The sequence below is a fragment of the Azospirillum himalayense genome, from assembly GCF_042657465.1.
Lineage (GTDB): Bacteria > Pseudomonadota > Alphaproteobacteria > Azospirillales > Azospirillaceae > Azospirillum > Azospirillum himalayense.
In genome coordinates, this window is the sequence record NZ_JBHSLC010000031.1 from 53913 (window position 1) to 71069 (window position 17157).

Sequence of the window (17157 nt, forward strand, 5' to 3'; positions counted from 1 at the left end):
GGGATACGTCGTCACAATCATCAACCCAAAATCAGATATCACGGCACTTTTGCAACCCTGACAATGTCCATGCAATGATGGTGAAGGGGACAGAACGGCGGGAACGCGGAATGATCGGAGCGACCACAGGCCCGGAGCGTCGGAGGGGCGTCATCGCCGCGACGCTGGCAGCGTTGTGCTGGGGGGCGGCAACCGTCCTGTCGAAGACCGCCCTGGAGGATCTACCACCGGTCTCGCTTCTGGTCCTGCAACTGGCCGCCAGCGTCGCCCTGCTGTGGACGGTCGTGGGCATCCGGCGCACACCGTCCAATGGCCGGCGGGATATCCTGGGCTATGCATGGTTGGGGTTGCTGGAGCCGGGGCTCGCCTATCTGCTTGGCCTGATCGGGCTGGCCGGTGTGCAGGCGGGTGGAGCGGTGCTGATCCAGTCCTCCGAAGCCATCATGATCGTCTGCGCATCGGCCATCCTGTTGCGCGTCCGGCCGGGCGGGCGCTTCGTCGGCCTGTCACTGGTCGCATTTTCCGGGCTTACGCTGGCCCTTGGCCTGTTCCGGCCGGAGGATGCCGCCGGTAACGATCCCATCGGCGTCACCCTGATCTTCGCGGCGACCGCGACCGCCGCCGTTTATGTGGTCCTGTCGTCCCGCGTGGCAGCCCAGGCGGACCCCATCATGATCGTCGCCTGGCAGCAAACCGTCGCACTGGTCTTCGCTCTGCTCCTGCTGCCCGCCGATTGGTTGCTGGCGCCGCAGGGGCCGGCCTTTCCCCGGTCGGCGGGCCTCTGGCTGGTCGTCGTGGCGTCCGGAATCCTGCAATACGCGCTGGCCTTCTCGCTCTACATGCTGGCGCTTAGGGCGATCAGCGCCAATGTCGCAGGCAGCTTTTTGAACCTGACCCCTGTGTTCGGCCTCGCCATCGCTTTCCTGTTCCTGGGCGAGACGCTGTCACCGGTGCAACTCACCGGCACAGCGGTCACCCTCGCCGCGGTGATCATGATCGGCCGGCTGGAGCCGGGAGACGCCCACTGATCAAGAATCCCGGCGCCAAAGCCCCCGCTCGCCTGTTATCGTAGTGGGAAGCCTCTCGCGCCACGGGGTTCGGGCATGGAAGAAAAGCTGATCGCCTACATCGGCCGGTTGAAGGAGCAGATCGCCACCCTGCGCTCCGCCGACTTCACCACCCCGGAGGAGCGGGTGTCCTGCGAGGCGGTGGCCGACAGCCTGGAACTGGTCGTGCGCGAGTTGACGGACCTCATCGAGATCCGCTGACCGGCGTCCCGACGCTTTCAAAAACCCCGGCGCGCTCCAGCGTGACGGGCATCGCGTTGGGCGGCCACAGCGTGTCCGGGGTGAGGCCCAGCCAGCGGCACAAGGCGTGCCACGTGCCGGCGTGCGCCACCACCAGCGGCGGCCGCCCGTCCGCCGGAACCGGCAAGCCGTCCAGAGCCGCGGCGACGCGGGACTGGAAGGCGGTGAGGCTTTCGCCGCCCGGAACCTCCTCTCGCAGCAGGTCCGCCGGGACGGCGCCCCCTTCCAGATCACCCCAGCGCCGCTCCTCCAGGCCGGGAACCACCACCACCGGAAGACCCAGCGCCGCGCCGATGATGCCGGCGGTTTCCCGCGCGCGGCGTTGCGGGCTGGAATGGATGGCCGCGACCGGAGCCCCCTGGGCGGCCAGCGCGGCGGCGTCGTGGGCCTGCGCCCGCCCGCGCTCGGTCAGCGACACGTCGCGCGATCCGGCCAGCCAGCCGCCGACGTTGCTCTCCGTCTCGCCATGTCGGCAGAAGACGAGGCGGTTCAACATGCCGAGGCCGCCGACAGCGCCCCCGTCAGGTCGCCGAAGCGCTCCAGGATGCCGTCGTGGGGAAGGCTGTCGAGCGGCACACGCGCGTAGCCGTAGCGCAGCACCAGAACCCGCGCCACCCCGGCGGCGCGGGCGGCGGCCACGTCATGCTCGTTGTCGCCGACGAAGACGGTGTCCTCGGGCCGGACATCCATCAGGGCGAGCAGGCCGAGCACCGGTTCCGGCGAGGGCTTGCGGGTGGGGAAGCTGTCGCCGCCGACCACCGCCGTGAATCGATCGGCGATGCCGAGGTCGGCAAGCAGCCGCCGGGTCGCCGCCATCGGCTTGTTGGTGCACACCCCCAGCTTCAGCCCGGCCGCCGACAGCGCCGTCAGCGTCTCCGCGACGCCGGGATAGAGCGCGCTGTGGGCGCTGGGGTCGGCCTCGTAGATGGCGAGGAAGCGGCGGGTGTGAGCCGCCGTCTCCTCCGCTCCGGGCAGGCCGCCGGTGGCGGCGAGGACCCGCTCCACCAGCTTGGCCACGCCGTCGCCGATGAAGGAGCGCACCGCCGGCAGATCGACCGGCGGGCGGCCCAGTTCGGCGAGCAGGGCGTTGGAGGCGTGCATCAGGTCGGCGGCGCTGTCCACCAGCGTGCCGTCGAGATCGAAGGCGACGGCACGCAAGGACTTGCGGTTGGGAAGGCTGGTCACCGGAATGCGACTCCTATCGGCGCAGGAAGCGGGCCTTGTCGGCCGCAAGGTCGAGGGTGATCGGGGTGTCGGTCGGCAGCAGCGCGTCACCGGCCTGGTGCGGGGCGTCAACCTGCACCTGCTGCCCCCCGATGTCCACCGCGTAGCGGATCGAGGCGCCCAGGAACTCGCGGTGCCGCACCACGCCCACCAGCCGGACATGGCCATGACGCGGAGGCCCTCCGTCCTGACGAATAGACAGGTTCTGCGGCCGGAACATCAGCTTGCCCTCGGCCCCCGGCTCCACGCCGTGCGGCAGCGGGATCGGCACGCCGCCGCCCATGACGAAGGCTATCCCTCCGTCCACGGCGCGCACCTGCCCTTCCAGCACGTTGGCGGTGCCGAGGAAGCCGGCGACAAACAGGTTGGCCGGGTGGTCGTACAGCTCCTGCGGGGTGCCGACCTGCTGGACGATGCCATCCTCCATCACCGCGATGCGGTCGCAGATGGTGTTGGCCTCCTCCTGGTCGTGGGTGACGAAGATGGTGGTCAGCCCCAGCTTGCGCTGAAGGCTCAGCAGCTCCTGGCGCATCTGCACGCGCAGCTTGGCGTCGAGGTTCGACAGCGGCTCGTCCAGCAGCAGCACCTTCGGCTCGATCACGATGGTGCGGGCGAGCGCGACGCGCTGCTGCTGGCCGCCCGAAAGCTGCGACGGGCGGCGGTCGGCCAGATGCTTCAGCCCGACGAGGTCGAGCGCCGCGTCCACCCGCCGCTCGATCTCCGCGCGCGGCACGCGCCGCTCCTCCAGCCCGAAGGCGACGTTGCGGCGCACCGTCATGTGCGGCCACAGCGCGTAGCTCTGGAACACTATGCCGACGTCGCGCTTGTGCGCCGGCAGGCCCGAGATGTCGCGCCCGCCGATCGTCACCGCCCCGCGCTGCGCCGTGTTGAAGCCGGCGATCAGCCGCAGCAGCGTGGTCTTGCCGCAGCCCGACGGGCCGAGGAAGGCGAAGAACTCGCCCGGCTTGATGTCGAGATGGATGTCCTTCAGCACGCGGTGGCTGCCGTAGGAGAGGTCCACGCCGTCGATGCGGACGCCGACGCTCTCCATTCCGGCGGACAGGGCAGCGGGGGGAAGCTGAGTGGGGGAGAATTGATGGTTCATGGTGGCGGTTCCCCTCAATGGTCCTGGCCGCGCTCGCGCCGGCCCCGCTCGATGATGACGTGCGACAGGTAGGTGCCCAGCCCGACGATGACGACGGCGAAGACGCCCAGCGCCGCCCCCGGACCGCGCCCGGCCGCCGACTGCATGTAGACGTAGAGGCCGTAGGCCAGCGGCGCGTCGCTCTGCGAATGGACCAGCATGATGGTCGCCGACAGCTCCACCGCCGCGGTGGCGAAGCTGGTGACGAAGCCGGCCAGGATGCCGCCGGACATCAGCGGCACGACCACCCGGCTGATGGTGCGCAGCTTAGCGCGGCGGTGGTCTTGGTGTTGACGACGCGCAGGCGCCGGTCCGGGTGCGCCGCCTCGAACACCTCCCGCACCGGCTCGTAGAAGCCGGCGGGAAAGGACGTCAGCACCGTGACGGCGGTGCGGGCCTCCCGCCCGGCCGCGACCTCCGGCGGCAGGAAGGGAATCAGCAGAAAAGCGGCGACAAGGCGCCCGGCGAAGGCACGCAATCCGGTCATGGCGGGCGCCACGGTGCGGCGGCCTTCGTCCGTTTGTCCAACGGTTCCGTCACATCACCCCGTGCCGTCAGGCGGTCGGCCCGCCCTCACGCCGGCTCGTAGAAGCGCGCCAGCTCCGACGCCGGGACCGGACGCCCGATCAGATAGCCCTGGAGCTGGTTGCAGGACTCGTTCTTCAGCAGGATCCGCTGCTCCTCCGTCTCCACGCCCTCCGCCGTGACGGCGATGTCCAGGCTCTTGGCAAGCGCCAGGATGGTGCGGATGATCGACAGGGATTCGCGGTTCTCCGCCATCAGCTGGACGAAGGAGCGGTCGATCTTCAGCTTGTCGAAGGTGAATTTCTGGAGATAGCTGAGGCTGGAATAGCCGGTGCCGAAATCGTCCAGGGCAATGCGGACCCCGGCGGCCTTCAGGGCGGTCAGCGCCGCCAGGGCGCGCTCGGTGTCGTCGATCATCACCCCTTCGGTCACCTCGATCTCCAGCCGGTGCGGCGCCATCCCCTCCTCCTCCAGGATGCCGAGGATGGTGGCCGGCAGGTCGGAATGGCGGAACTGGACCGGCGACAGGTTCACCGCCACCTTGACCGGAGCGGGCCAGGCCCGGGCGTCCCGGCAGGCGGTGCGCAGCACGAACTCGCCGAGCTGCATGACCAGCCCGCTCTCCTCGGCCAGCGGCACGAACTCCGACGGCGGGATCATGCCGCGCTCCGGGTGCTTCCAGCGCACCAGAGCCTCGAATCCCAGGACACGGTGCGTCCGGCAATCCTCCAGCGGCTGGTAATGGACGCTGAGCGCGCCGTCGCTCAGCGCTTGGCGCAGGTCGCGCTCCAGGCCGCGGCGGGCCTGCAGACGCTCGTCCATCTCCGCCTCGAAGAAGCGGAAGGTGCCCCGCCCTTCCGACTTGGCGCGGTAGAGGGCGGTGTCGGCGTGCTGGAGCAGCGCTTCCGCCCCGCCGCCGTCCTGGGGGAACAGGGCGATGCCGACGCTCGCCCCGACCACCATCCGCTGGCCGTCCAGTTCGGCGGGCATACCCAGCGTCTTGACCAGCCGGTCGGCCAGGGCCAGAGCCTCGCCCGGCTGGGCGATGCGGTGCAGCACGGCGAACTCGTCGCCGCTCAGCCGCGCCACCGTGTCGTGGCTGGGCACCGCCTCCAGCATCCGGCGCGCCATCTCCTGCAGCAGCCGGTCGCCCGCCGGGTGGCCCAGCAGGTCGTTCACCGCCTTGAAGCGGTCGAGGTCCAGATAGAGCACCGCCACCCCGGTGCGCGCCCGCCCCGCGCTGGTCAGCGCGCCGTTCAGCCGGTCGAGGAACAGGGAGCGGTTGGGCAGGCCGGTCAGCAGGTCGTGGTGCGCCATGTGGCGGATGCGCTCCTCCGCCCGCTTGCGCTCGCGGATGTCGCGGACGGCGACGACGCGGGCGGGCCGGCCCTCGTGCGTGATGTCCTGCCCGTGCGCCTCGACCATCACCAGCGTGCCGTCGTCATGCAGCAGGTCCAGTTCGACCCGCTCGGAGGTCGGATGGGTCAGCTTGCGCTCGATGTCGGAGCGGCGGTTCTGCACCACGAAGCGCAGCATGGATTGCCCGATGAAATCGACCTGCGGCTTGCCCAGCAGCTCCGCCATGGCGCGGTTGACGTCGAGGACCACGCCGTCGCGGTGGATCACGATGCCTTCCGTCGTGGCGTCGGCAAGCTGGCGGAACCGTTCCTCGCTGGCGCGCAGCCGAGCCGCCTCGTGCGCCGTGCGCGCGGCCAGCCGCTGGTCCATGATGGCCCCGGCGAGGCCCAGCGCCATGACCACTGTGGCCGTCACCGCGATGGCGACCGCCAGCAGGCCCGGCTCCATGATCTGGTCGGACATGTCGTGCAGCGGGTCGGGGATCAGCGTGACGCCGGCCATGCCGGTGAAATGCAGCCCGCAGATGCCCAGCGCCAGCAGGGCCGCCCCCGCCGCCAGCCCCTTCAGCGATCCGGTCCGCAGGGCGGCGGTGAAGCCCGCCCCGCCCAGCAGGACGCCCAACCCCAGCGCCACCGCGACGTAGGCCGGGTCGTAATGCAGGTTGGCCGGCACCTGGAGCGCCGCCATGCCGGTGAAATGCATGGCGGTCGCCGCCGCTCCGGCGATGGCGCCGCCCAGCGGGGCGGCCAGCCGCCCGCCGCCGATGGCGCGGCGGATGCCCACCGCGGCGCCGCCGATGGCGATCAGGCTCGACAGGACCGTCAGGCCGACGTCGTAGCCCGTGGGCAGGCTCGTCCGGAAGGCCAGCATGGCGATGAAATGGGTCGCCCACACGCCGCCGCCGGTCGCCGTCGCGGCACCGGCCAGCCACCCCCAGCGCGCCCGTCCCACCGCCGCCGCGGCGCGGCGGGCAAGGTTCAGGGACACCCAGGCACCGAATCCACAGACCGCCCCCGCCAGCAGCACGAGCCACAGATCGTGCTGCTGGGTTATGCAGGCATACACACGCATCATCCGGCGTTCATCCCGTTCCGGCGGCTCGACGCCGCTTGATCCGATTACCTTAATCTTTTGGTACGTTAATAATCCTTTTTCGGATCCGTCCGGAGCGCGGAATCGGCATGCATACGTTGCACGGTTGCTACAGTCGGTAGCGCAGCGCGTCGACCAGGGCGGCCAGGGCCGGGGGGATCTGCCGGCGGCTGGGGTAGTAGAGGTAATAGCCGGGAAACGGGGTGCACCAATCGTCCAGCACGCGGACCAGCCGCCCGGCGGCGACATGCTCCGCTACCTCGTCCTCGAAGATGTAGGCCAGCCCCCGCCCGTCCAGGACGGCGGCCATGATGACGTCCATGTCGTTGGAGACCAGCGATCCCGACACCCGGACGTTCACCGGGTGGCCGTCCTCCTCGAACTCCCAGACATAGACGGCGCCGGACGTGGTGAAGCGGTAGTTGATGCAGTCGTGCCCGGCCAGATCCTGCGGGGCGCAGGGCACCGGACGCTGCGCGAAGTAGGAAGGCGCGCCGACGATGGCCGCCCGGATGTCGGGGCCGATGCGCACCGCGATCATGTCCTTTTCGAGCTGCTCGCCCAGCCGGACCCCGGCGTCGAAGCGGCTGGCCACGATGTCGGTCAGGCTGCTGTCGATGGACAGCTCCACCTGCACCTCCGGATAGTCGGCGAGGAAGCGCGACAGCACGGGCCACAGCACACGGACAGCGGCGTGCTTGCCCGTGGTGATGCGCAGCGTGCCGGCGGGCTTCTCGCGCAGTTCCCCAACCGCCGCCAGCCCGGCGGCGATGTCGTCCAGCGCCGGCCGCAGCGTGCGGAGCAGCCGCTGCCCCGCCTCCGTCGTGGACACGCTGCGGGTGGTGCGGGCCAGCAAACGCAGGCCCAGCCGGTCCTCCAGCGCCTTCATGGCGTGGCTGAGCGCGGATTGCGACATGCCCAGCCGGGCCGCCGCCCGCGTGAAGCTCCCCTCCTCCGCCACGACGGCGAAGGCCGCCAGATCGCTGAGGTCGTTCCGGTTCATTCATGCACCAAATTCATAAGCTCAAGCGGATTGTACCGGCTATTCGGCTCGCAGCGAAGCGGTTAGGATGATCGTGGTCACGTTTGCGGGCCGAACAAACGGATAGGTCGGACGCTTCCACCGAAGACCAACTCCCACACTGGGATGTTTGCCACGCCCGCCGAACGGGACCACACTGCACACGGTCTTTTCGAAGCTGGGATTCACGCAGGAATTGCCCGCCGAAGGCCCGCACCATAATACCCGACAGGCAGAGTCGAGAGACAGGGATCATCCGATGATTCGTTTGAACATCAACGGGCAGGACCGGGACGTCGACGTGCCCGGCGACATGCCGCTTCTGTGGGTCCTGCGGGACGAACTGAACCTGACCGGCACCAAGTTCGGCTGCGGCATCGCCCAGTGCGGCGCCTGCACCGTCCATATGGACGGCACGCCGATCCGCGCCTGCCAGACCCCGGCGGAATCCGCCACTGGCACGAAGATCACCACGATCGAGGGCGTGTCCGGCACGGTCGCCCAGGCTGTCCAGGCCGCCTGGCAGAAGCTGGATGTCGTGCAGTGCGGCTACTGTCAGTCCGGCCAGATCATGAGCGCCGTGGCGCTGCTGACCGACAACCGCAACCCCACGGACGACGACATCGACGCGGCGATGGACGGCAACGTCTGCCGCTGTGCCACCTACCCGCGCATCCGCGCGGCCATCAAGGACGCCGCCAAGGCGATGGGGGCCTGAGCCATGCTGAACCAGCTCATCAAGCAGGCGGCGGCGGACGTCGCCGCGCCCTCGCGCCGCGGCTTCCTCAAGGGGGCCGGCGGCGCCCTGGTTCTCGGCGCCATGCTGCCCCGGACGGGATTCGCCAGCGAGGCCGCCGCCCCCAAGGTGGTCGGCCCGGCGGACCCGCGCCCGCAGGCCTTCATCCGCATCGCCGCCGACGACACGGTCACCGTGCTGGTCAAGCATCTGGACAAGGGCCAGGGCATCATGACCGGCCTGACCACCATCGTCGCGGAGGAGCTTGACGCCGACTGGGCGCAGATGCGCGGCGCCTTCGCCCCGGCGGACGGCGCGCTCTACGCCAACCACTTCTTCGGCATCCAGGGCACCGGCGGCTCCACCGCCGTCGCCAACAGCTGGGACGAGCTGCGCATGGCCGGCGCCGCCGCCCGCGCCATGCTGGTCGCCACCGCCGCGGCGCGCTGGTCGGTTCCGGCCTCGTCCGTCACGGTCGAGCAGGGCGTCGTCCGCCACGCCGCCTCCAACCGCAGCGCCCGCTTCGGCGAGCTGGCGGAGGACGCGGCGAAGCTGCCCGTCCCGCAGAACGTCGCGCTGAAGGACGCCAAGGACTACACACTGATCGGCAACCCGTCGCTGCACCGGCTGGACCATGTGTCCAAGACCGACGGCACGGCGATCTTCGCCATGGACATCCGCCGCCCCGGCCAGGTGACGGCGGTGATGGCCCGCTCCCCGCGCTTCGGCGGCACGGTGAAGTCGGTGGACGCCGCCGCAGCGAAGCAGGTGCCGGGCGTCCTGGAGGTGCTGACCGTGCCGAGGGGCGTCGCGGTCGTCGCCAAGAACACCTGGGCCGCCATGAAGGGCCGCGAGGCGCTGACGGTGGAGTGGGACGACGCCAAGGCGGAGATGCGCGGCACCGAGGAGATGCTCGCCGACTACCGCAAGCTGGCCGACCAGCCCGGCAACGTGGCCACCGACACCGGCGACGCGGTGAAGGCGCTGGCCGGCGCCGCCAAGGTGGTGGAGGCGGAGTTCGTCTTCCCCTACCTCGCCCACGCCCCGATGGAGCCGCTGAACGCGACCGTGGAGCTGACCCCGGACGGTGGCTGCACCATCTGGGCCGGCTCGCAGTTCCAGGGGGTCGAGCAGAAGGTCGTCGCCGCCATGCTGGGCTGCAAGCCGGAGCAGGTGGTGATCAACACCGTCTGGGCGGGCGGCAGCTTCGGCCGGCGCGCCACGACCGACGCCGACTACATCGCCGAGGCGGTGTCCATCGCCAAAGCCTATGGCAAGGCCCCGGTCCATCTGGTGTGGACGCGCGAGGACGACATCCGCGGCGGCCGCTACCGCCCGCTGTTCCTGCACAAGGTGAAGGCCGGCCTGGACGCCGGGGGCAAGCTGGTGGCGTGGCGGCAGAAGATCGTCGGGCAGAGCTTCATGGAGGGCACCCCGTTCGAAGCCGTGATGGTCAAGAACGGCGTGGACGCGACCTCGGTCGAAGGGTCCTCGGATATGGCCTACGCCGTGCCGAACCTGTACGTTGATCTGCAGTCGCCGAAGTCCCCGGTCACCACGCTGTGGTGGCGCTCGGTCGGTCACACCCACACCGCCTACGCCAAGGAGGTGATGATCGACGAGCTGGCGGCGGCGGCGGGCAAGGACCCGGTGGCCTTCCGGCTGGAGATGCTGAAGGATCACCCGCGCCTCCAGGGCGTGCTGAAGCTGGCGGCGGAGAAGGCCGGCTGGGGCCAGCCGCTGCCCAAGGGCAAGGGCCGCGGCATCGCCGTGCATGAGAGCTTCAGCAGCTTCGTCGCCCACGTCGCCGAGGTCTCGGTGGACGAGCAGGGCCGCGTGACCATCGACCGCGTGGTCTGCGCGGTGGATTGCGGGCAGGTCGTGAACCCCAACATCGTCGAGGCGCAGATCTCCGGCGGCACCGGCTGGGCCATCGGCCACGCGCTGCGCGACGAGATCACGCTGACCGGCGGCGTGGTGGACCAGAGCAACTTCGACACCTACCAGCCGCTCCGCAATTCGGAGATGCCGCCGGTCGAGGTGCACATCCTCCCCTCCACCGCCCGTCCGACCGGCGTCGGCGAGCCCGGCGTGCCGACCGCCGCCCCGGCGGTCGCCAACGCGGTCTTCGCCGCCACCGGCAAGCGCCTGCACCACCTGCCCTTCACCCGCTCCGGCATGGTGTAAGCTCCGTCAGGTTGGAAAAAGCCCCTCTTCCCATCCAGGGAGCGGGGCTTCTTTTTCGGCTCGCATGTCGCGGTCGATCGGACCCTCAGCGACGCCGCGCCCCGGCTGCGACCTTATCCGGGGTTCGGAGTTGTGGGCGCGCCGATCCGCAGCAGATTGCCGTCTGGATCGATGTGGGCAAACTCGCGCAGGCCATAGGGCGTGTCGGCAGGTGCGGTCAGACGACCATCGACTTTGGCGGCCTGCCACGCCGCATGCAACGCGTCAGCGTCGTTGACGTAGAGATAGCAGGCCGCCGTTGAGCGTGCTGGTTCCAGGTCGGGAACCCGCGCCACGTGAAGGGTCACGTCGCCCCAGGCAAGAAAGCCGTAAATCGGTTCCTCGACCGTATCATCGTAGGCGGACGCCTCGAAGCCAAGACGCCGGTAATGGGCGAGCGCGGCGCGCACGTCCCGGACCGGCAAAATCGGCGTTACCCGTTCGAACTGAACAGCCATCGTGCTCTCATCTCCAGTCTCCAACCGCAACGCACGATGCAGGAAAGGCGCGGGGAAGCACAAGCCTGAGGGGTCCGACCTCGACGGGGCTCGGAACCGGACGAACGCGCCTTGCGGTTTGTTCGCGTCCTTTTGCTCTCCATCCATGAAAGGCGGACGACCTCTTTTTCACCGCTCGAACTTCGTCGCCATGATGATCGATGAGGTCGTCCGCTCGATGCCGTCGATGGCGCCGATACGGTCGATCAGCGCGTCCATCTCCTCCATGGTTCCGGTCCGCACCACGGCGATCAGGTCGTGCGCGCCGCTGATGGCGTGAAGCGCCCGCACCTCCGGAATCCGCTTCAGCGCCTGGACCACGGCGGCGGTCAGCTTGGGCGACAGGTTGAGGGAGACGTGGGCGCGGATCATCCGGCGCGCCGTCTCGTCCGACAGCCGCACCGTGTAGCCGGCGATCACCCCGCGCTCCTCCAGCCGCTGGATGCGGCTCTGCACCGTGCTGCGCGACACCCGCAGACGGCGGGCCAGCGCAGCGGTGGGCTCCCGCGCGTTGTCCTGAAGCGCGTCGAGAAGATGCTGGTCCAGCTCGTCCATCATATCGCCGATCTTTCCGTCAATCCGCCGAACATACTCGGGCGTTTCGGCACCCTGCACCCTGCACATCGACAGGCCGTCCGGTCAAGATTGCGTCATAACGACGCAAGCCAGAAAGCAGGGGGTACGGGACGATGCGCGACATTCTTCTGATGGGCGGCGGCAAGATCGGCGAGACCATCGGCGACTTCCTGAAGGCCACGGGCGATTACCGGGTGACCGTCGCCGACCGTTCGGCCGACGCGCTGGAGCGGCTGCCGACGCACCCGCGGATGGAGACCCGCGTGGTGGACGCCGCCGATCCCGCCGACCTCGCCGAGGCCATGCGCGGCAAGTTCGCGGTGCTGAGCGCGCTGCCCTACCACCTGACGGTCGGCGTGGCGGAGGCGGCGCGGGACGCCGGCACCCACTACCTCGACCTGACGGAGGACGTGGCGAGCACGCGGCGCGTCAAGGAGTTGGCCGACGGCGCGCCTTGCGCCTTCATCCCGCAATGCGGGCTGGCGCCGGGCTTCATCTCCATCGTCGCCAACGACGTGGCCTCGCGCTTCGACGCGCTGGACACGGTGCGGATGCGCGTCGGCGCCCTGCCCAAATATCCGTCCAACGCCCTGAACTACAACCTGACCTGGAGCACCGAAGGCGTCATCAACGAGTATCTGGAACCCTGCGAGGCCATCGTCGAAGGCCGCCTCGTCTCCGTGCCGCCGCTGGAGGAGCGCGAGGAGTTCTCCCTCGACGGCGTGCTGTACGAGGCGTTCAACACCTCGGGCGGCCTGGGCACGCTGTGCGAGACGCTGGCGGGGAAGGTGCGGACGCTCAACTACCGCTCCGTCCGCTATCCGGGGCACCGCGACCTGATGAAGGCGCTGCTGCACGACCTGCGGCTGGGCAGCCGGCGGGAATTGCTGAAGGACATCCTGGAGCACTCGATCCCGGCGACCCTCCAGGACGTCGTGCTGATCTTCGTCACGGTGACCGGGACGAAGCGGGGCCGGCTGCTTCAGGAAACCTACGCCAACAAGATCTACGGGCGGGAGATCGGCGGCACCTTCTACAACGGCATCCAGATCACCACCGCGTCGGGCATGTGCGCCGTGCTCGACCTGCTGGCCGACGGCACGCTGCCGCAGCGGGGCTTCGTCAAGCAGGAGGAGGTGCGCTACGCCGACTTCATCGCCAACCGCTTCGGGCGCAACTACGCGATGAGCGACGCGGCCCCCCAGCAGGGATCGCAGCAGGGGGTGGGGCGCGCCGCCTGAGCGGGCGCCTCACCCACCAACGGGCCGCGCCTCAGATCACCTCGCGGGCACGGCCCTTGAAGACGGTGGCGGCGATCTTCAGGGCGTCCGGGGTGCCGCGGGCCAGCGCCTCGGTAAAGTGCAGCGCCTGCTTGGCCTGAACCTTCGGCGGCATCGGCGGCTCGTTGGTGTCGACGAGGCAGTCGACCACCACCGGTCCGGGATGGGCGAGGGCGGCGTCCAGTACGGCGCCGCACTCCTTTGGGTCGGTGACGGTGAAGCCCTTGCCGCCGCAGGCCTCCGCCACCTTGGCGAAGTCGATGGGCTGGAGGTCGCAGACATACTCGGGATTGCCGAGCATGGCGATCTGCTCCCACTTGATCTGTCCGAGCGAATTGTTGTTGTTGATGATGACCTTGATCGGCAGCTTGTACTTCACCGCCGTGGCGAAGTCGGCCATCAGCATGGAAAAGCCGCCGTCACCGACATAGGCCACGACCTGCCGTCCGGGATGGGCGAGCTGCGCCGCGATGGCGTAGGGGACGCCCGGCGCCATGGTGGCGAGGTTGCCGGACAGGGAGTGCATCTGGCCGCGCCGCGCCGGAATCTGCCGTGCCCACCACGTGGCGATGGTGCCGCTGTCGCAGGCGACGATGGCCGTGTCGGACAGGCGCTTGCCCAGCTCCCACGCGACGACCTGCGGCTTCATCGGCAGGTCGGGGCGGGTGCCACGCTCCTCCATCAATTTCATCCAGTCCGCCTTGCCCGCCTGCGCCGTCTGCAGGAAGGAGCGGTCCTCGTGCCGCCGCACCCGCTCGGTCAGGATGTCCAGAGCCAGCCCGCAATCGCCGACCAGCCCGGCTTCCACCGGATAGCGCAGGCCGATGCGCGCCGCGTCGATGTCGATCTGGATGGCGCGGGCCTGCCCCGGCTTCGGGTAATACTCGATGTAGGGGAAGGTCGAGCCGGCGATCAGCAGCGTGTCGCAGGTCTCCAGCGCCTCCTGCGAGGGGGCGGTGCCGAGCAGCCCGACCTGTCCGGTGGTGAAGGGGCTGTCGTCCGGCACCGCGGCCTTGCCCAGCAGCGCCTTGACGATCACCGCCCCCAGCTTGTCGGCCAGCCGTTCGAGCTGGTCGGTCGCCTTCAGCGCGCCCTGGCCGGCCAGGATGACGATGCGCTTGCCGGCGTCGAGGACCTCCACGGCGCGGCGGGTCTGCGCCTCCGACGGGACGGGAAGCTGGGGGGCGAACAGGGCGGTGTTGTGGCCCTTCACGTTGCGCGGCGCCCGCATGTCGGCGCCGATGCCCTGCTCCTGCAAATCCACGGGGATGGTGATGTGCGACACGCCGCGGTGGGCGAGCGCGGTGCGGCAGGCCAGAATGGCGATGTTGCGGACATGCGCCGCCCCCATGATGCGCTGGTTGTAGAGCGCGACGTCCTGGAACACCTTGTCCAGCTCCACGTCCTGCTGGGTGTAGGTGCCGACGAGGTCGTGGTATTGCAGCCCGGTGATCGCCAGCACCGGCTGGTGGTCGAGCTTGGCGTCGTAGAGACCGTTCAGCAGATGCAGCCCGCCGGGGCCGGAGGTGGCGATGCACACGCCCAGCCGCCCGGTGAACTTGGCGTAGCCGCAGGCGGCGAAGGCCGCCGCCTCCTCGTGACGGACCTGGATGAAGCGGATCTCGTCCTGGCGGCGGCGCAACGCCTCGACGATGCCGTTGATGCCGTCGCCGGGCATGCCGAAGATCGTGTCCACGCCCCAATCCACCAGAACATCCACCAGGATGTCGGAAGCCGTGCTCGCCATGAGGGAGTCTCCGTCGCAAACGGTCGTGATGAAGTCGCTCGATCCATCGGCAACCGAGCGGAGCCGGGACGGTTCCCCGAACGGCGGGACGTTCTTAGTCCTTGACCTAAAGTTAAGTTGAGGTTTTAGAGTGGCCGTAATGTATCTGGCATGCCACTGATACCCCGCTCAGTCCGGGCGTCCGAAGGCAGGCCGGAGTGCAGGAGGGAGCAACCACCCGGGCGGGCGAAAGAATGACGACAACCGGACTAAGGGAGAATGCGCAGCGGTCGCCGGCAACGACGCGGTCGATGCGCGTCCATCATATGGCGCGCGTCACACCGCAGGTCCTGCTGGTGGAGCTTCGCGACCCGGACGGCGAGGACCTGCCGCCCTACGAGCCGGGCGCGCACATCGACGTGCATCTGCCGGACGGGGCGGTGCGCTCCTACTCGTTGTGCGGCGACCCGGCGGATCGCTCCGCCTACCGGATCGCCGTTTTGAATCTGCCGGGCGGACGGGGGTCGCGCTTCATCCACGGGGAATTGCGGCTCGGCACCGTCGTCGCCATCGCTCCGCCCCGCAACAATTTCCGCTTCGACGTCGCCCCGCGCTACCGGTTCATCGCCGGGGGCATCGGCATCACGCCTCTGCTGCCGATGATCCGCGAGGCGTCGCGCCGGGGAGCCGATTGGGTCCTGCATTACTGCGTGCGCAGCGCGGCCGAGGCGCCGTTCCTCCCCGAGCTTCGCGAGCTGGGCAATGGCGAGGTGGTGGTTCACGCCGCGGACGAAGGCCGACGGCTGGCGGTGGCCGACCTCCTCGCGGCGACGCCCGACGATGCGCTGATCTACTGCTGCGGCCCGCAGCGCTTGATGGACGCGGTCGCAAGCGCCGCACGGCCGTCGCAGGACGTGCGCTTCGAATGGTTCACGCCGCGCTCGGATGCGGGGCGTGACGCGGCACCGGACGATCGCTTCGAGGTCGTCTGCGCCCGCTCCGGCGTGACCGTCGCGGTGAAAGAGGGGGTGAGCGTGCTGGACGCGCTCGACGCCGCGGGCGTTTCCGTCGCCTCGTCGTGCGAGCAGGGCCTCTGCGGCACCTGCGAGACGGCGGTGCTGGAGGGGGAGCCCGACCATCGCGACAGCGTCCTGTCCGACGCCGAGCGCGCCGCCGGAAAGACGATGATGATCTGCGTGTCGCGCGCCCGCAGCGCACGCCTGGTTCTGGACATTTGACCGAAACACAGGGACGAGGGGGGAGCTCATGACCGAGAACGATCTGCAACGGCTGGGGCTGGCGCTTCTGAACAGCCCGGCCGAGGCCATCGCCTATGCCGACAGCAAGGGCATCATCCGCTTCTGGAACGCGGGGGCGGAGCGCGTGTTCGGCTTCACCGCCGACGAGGCGCTCGGCCAGTCGCTGGACATCATCATTCCGGACCGTCAGCGCCAACGCCATTGGGACGGCTATGATCAGGTGATGAAGACGGGCGAGAGCCGTTACGGCAGCGGCGACCTGCTGTCGGTGCCGGCGACGCGCAAGGACGGAACCCGCATCTCGGTGGAGTTCACCATCGTGCCGCTGAAGGACGCCGACGGGACGATGCTGGGGATGGCGGCGGTCATGCGCGACGTCACCGCGCGGTTCGACGAACTGAAGGCGTTGCGCCGTCAGGCGGCCGGACGCTGAAACGCCCGCTGCCGCACGGACCTCCAAGAATCGGAACCCTCCCGGGCGGGCGTCCGTTGAGAAGGGCTGTACCTTCAAGACATCAGCGTAGGGAGTGCGTCATGCGCAATCTGATGATCGCGGCGTCGGCCGCGATGCTTCTGGCCGCCTGTTCGGGCATGGACGGCAGCGGAACGGGCAGCAGCGGGATGAACAGCGGCGGCCCCGTCAGCGGCCTCACGGGCGGCGGCACGTCCGGCAGCCAGGGCGTGGACGAGCCCAACGTCAACCCGAACGCGACCAGCTCCAGCCCCGGCCCCTACAGCGGCTCCGGTGTGAGCGAGCCGCAAAGCCGCACGCGGTCGCCCAACGAGTCCGGGATGGACCAAGGCATGACCCGTCAATCCCTGCCGAACCGCTCCGGCACCGGGTGGTAACCCGCAACGGCACGGCCATCCCGCGGAATTCCGGACCTGAGCGAATAGGGAGGGCCTGACCGGCCTGCGCTGGAACCCGCGGCGGTCGGCGAGGTTCCTTCCCTGCCGGGCTTGCCGGCTGGGTTTCAGAACGCGCAGGAGCGGTCCATGCTGAAATGGGCGTTGATTTTTTTCGTGGTGTCTCTGGTCGCCGGCGCGCTCGGCTTCACCAACGTGTCGTCGGCCACCGCGGGAGTCGCGAAGATCCTCTTCGGGATCGCGCTGATCATCTTCCTGGTCTTCCTGGTGCTCGCCCTGCTGGCCGGGGAGGTGATCTTCTGATCCGCCAGCAGAATC

The 17157-nt window shown here is 69.4% G+C and carries 19 protein-coding genes; 9 read left to right on the forward strand and 10 right to left on the reverse strand.

Features of this window, described 5'->3' with window-relative positions; genetic code table 11:
• Window positions 1–110 precede the first annotated feature (110 nt).
• Both ACFPMG_RS16130 and ACFPMG_RS16135 read left to right on the forward strand, forming a co-directional pair.
• Entirely contained in the window at window positions 111–1028 is a 918-nt protein-coding gene (locus tag ACFPMG_RS16130; RefSeq protein ID WP_376996154.1) for a DMT family transporter, read from the forward strand.
• Window positions 1029–1103: 75 nt separating this feature from the next.
• Window positions 1104–1268 (forward strand): hypothetical protein, encoded by a 165-nt coding sequence (locus ACFPMG_RS16135; RefSeq protein ID WP_014199676.1) that lies wholly within the window; start codon window positions 1104–1106, stop codon window positions 1266–1268.
• On the opposite strand, the gene ACFPMG_RS16140 is transcribed toward ACFPMG_RS16135, so the two are convergent.
• From ACFPMG_RS16140 to ACFPMG_RS16170, 7 genes are all read right to left on the reverse strand, one after another.
• Window positions 1252–1803, reverse strand: a complete 552-nt coding sequence (locus ACFPMG_RS16140) for a histidine phosphatase family protein (protein WP_376996156.1) — start codon at window positions 1801–1803, stop codon at window positions 1252–1254. The two genes, ACFPMG_RS16135 and ACFPMG_RS16140, sit on opposite strands and share 17 nt — an antisense overlap.
• Window positions 1797–2492, reverse strand: a complete 696-nt coding sequence (gene gph, locus ACFPMG_RS16145; RefSeq protein WP_376996158.1) for a phosphoglycolate phosphatase — start codon at window positions 2490–2492, stop codon at window positions 1797–1799. Before gph ends, ACFPMG_RS16140 begins: the two co-directional genes overlap by 7 nt.
• Before the next feature lie 13 nt (window positions 2493–2505).
• Entirely contained in the window at window positions 2506–3636 is a 1131-nt protein-coding gene (locus ACFPMG_RS16150) for an ABC transporter ATP-binding protein (RefSeq protein ID WP_376996160.1), read from the reverse strand.
• 14 nt (window positions 3637–3650) lie between these two features.
• Window positions 3651–3908 (reverse strand): hypothetical protein, encoded by a 258-nt coding sequence (locus ACFPMG_RS16155; RefSeq protein ID WP_376996162.1) that lies wholly within the window; start codon window positions 3906–3908, stop codon window positions 3651–3653.
• The gene (locus ACFPMG_RS16160; protein ID WP_376996164.1) at window positions 3908–4162 is read right to left on the reverse strand and encodes a hypothetical protein; all 255 of its coding nucleotides are present in this window, start codon (window positions 4160–4162) and stop codon (window positions 3908–3910) included. Before ACFPMG_RS16160 ends, ACFPMG_RS16155 begins: the two co-directional genes overlap by 1 nt.
• A gap of 86 nt (window positions 4163–4248) precedes the next feature.
• Complete coding sequence (locus ACFPMG_RS16165; RefSeq protein ID WP_376996166.1) at window positions 4249–6633, reverse strand: EAL domain-containing protein; 2385 nt, start codon at window positions 6631–6633, stop codon at window positions 4249–4251.
• Between the two features lie 127 nt (window positions 6634–6760).
• Window positions 6761–7654 (reverse strand): LysR family transcriptional regulator, encoded by an 894-nt coding sequence (locus ACFPMG_RS16170; protein WP_137118141.1) that lies wholly within the window; start codon window positions 7652–7654, stop codon window positions 6761–6763.
• A gap of 277 nt (window positions 7655–7931) precedes the next feature.
• Here ACFPMG_RS16170 and ACFPMG_RS16175 point away from each other — a divergent pair, with 277 nt between their 5' ends.
• On the forward strand, window positions 7932–8390 hold the full coding sequence (locus tag ACFPMG_RS16175) for a (2Fe-2S)-binding protein (protein WP_376996168.1): 459 nt from the start codon (window positions 7932–7934) through the stop codon (window positions 8388–8390).
• 3 nt (window positions 8391–8393) lie between these two features.
• The gene (locus ACFPMG_RS16180) at window positions 8394–10595 is read left to right on the forward strand and encodes a xanthine dehydrogenase family protein molybdopterin-binding subunit (protein WP_376996170.1); all 2202 of its coding nucleotides are present in this window, start codon (window positions 8394–8396) and stop codon (window positions 10593–10595) included.
• Window positions 10596–10708: 113 nt separating this feature from the next.
• On the opposite strand, the gene ACFPMG_RS16185 is transcribed toward ACFPMG_RS16180, so the two are convergent.
• Both ACFPMG_RS16185 and ACFPMG_RS16190 read right to left on the reverse strand, forming a co-directional pair.
• Window positions 10709–11092, reverse strand: a complete 384-nt coding sequence (locus ACFPMG_RS16185) for a bleomycin resistance protein (RefSeq protein ID WP_376996172.1) — start codon at window positions 11090–11092, stop codon at window positions 10709–10711.
• A 168-nt stretch (window positions 11093–11260) separates the two neighbouring features.
• Entirely contained in the window at window positions 11261–11689 is a 429-nt protein-coding gene (locus tag ACFPMG_RS16190) for an Lrp/AsnC family transcriptional regulator (RefSeq protein ID WP_376996174.1), read from the reverse strand.
• A gap of 131 nt (window positions 11690–11820) precedes the next feature.
• Between ACFPMG_RS16190 and ACFPMG_RS16195 the strand changes: the two genes are divergently transcribed.
• A complete protein-coding gene (locus ACFPMG_RS16195) occupies window positions 11821–12948 on the forward strand; it encodes a saccharopine dehydrogenase family protein (protein WP_376996176.1) in 1128 nt (375 codons plus the stop codon).
• 31 nt (window positions 12949–12979) lie between these two features.
• On the opposite strand, the gene ACFPMG_RS16200 is transcribed toward ACFPMG_RS16195, so the two are convergent.
• Window positions 12980–14734 (reverse strand): thiamine pyrophosphate-dependent enzyme, encoded by a 1755-nt coding sequence (locus tag ACFPMG_RS16200; RefSeq protein ID WP_376996178.1) that lies wholly within the window; start codon window positions 14732–14734, stop codon window positions 12980–12982.
• A 290-nt stretch (window positions 14735–15024) separates the two neighbouring features.
• Between ACFPMG_RS16200 and ACFPMG_RS16205 the strand changes: the two genes are divergently transcribed.
• The 4 genes from ACFPMG_RS16205 (at window position 15025) to ACFPMG_RS16220 (ending at window position 17142) form a co-directional block, all read left to right on the forward strand.
• Window positions 15025–15951 (forward strand): PDR/VanB family oxidoreductase, encoded by a 927-nt coding sequence (locus ACFPMG_RS16205; protein ID WP_376996180.1) that lies wholly within the window; start codon window positions 15025–15027, stop codon window positions 15949–15951.
• A 28-nt stretch (window positions 15952–15979) separates the two neighbouring features.
• On the forward strand, window positions 15980–16405 hold the full coding sequence (locus ACFPMG_RS16210; protein WP_376996182.1) for a PAS domain-containing protein: 426 nt from the start codon (window positions 15980–15982) through the stop codon (window positions 16403–16405).
• Between the two features lie 101 nt (window positions 16406–16506).
• On the forward strand, window positions 16507–16821 hold the full coding sequence (locus ACFPMG_RS16215; protein ID WP_376996184.1) for a hypothetical protein: 315 nt from the start codon (window positions 16507–16509) through the stop codon (window positions 16819–16821).
• A 147-nt stretch (window positions 16822–16968) separates the two neighbouring features.
• Complete coding sequence (locus ACFPMG_RS16220; RefSeq protein ID WP_014199667.1) at window positions 16969–17142, forward strand: DUF1328 domain-containing protein; 174 nt, start codon at window positions 16969–16971, stop codon at window positions 17140–17142.
• Window positions 17143–17157: the final 15 nt, after the last annotated feature.